Raw genomic sequence first — 235 nt, forward strand, 5'->3', positions numbered from 1 at the left:
GGCTGCAGGGGCAGACCGACATCGCTCTCAATGCCACCGGGCGCGCCCAGGCCGCACACAACGGCCGCACGCTGAAGACGCTCGTGACCGAGCCTGCCGCCGTGACATTTGTTGCCAGTCCCTTGAGCCGCACACGCGAAACCATGGAAATCGCGCGCGCCGAGATCGGACTGGAAAGAACCGGCTTCGTCACCGATGACCGCCTGAAGGAAATCAACTTCGGCCATTGGGAGGG

The 235-nt window shown here is 64.3% G+C and carries 1 protein-coding gene; it reads left to right on the forward strand.

From position 1 onward, the window contains the following. On the forward strand, positions 1-235 hold a 235-nt coding region (locus FQ668_RS28265; protein ID WP_144180888.1), incomplete at both ends, for a histidine phosphatase family protein.

It is taken from the genome of Pseudomonas sp. Kh14, assembly GCF_900291005.1.
GTDB lineage: Bacteria > Pseudomonadota > Gammaproteobacteria > Pseudomonadales > Pseudomonadaceae > Aquipseudomonas > Aquipseudomonas alloputida.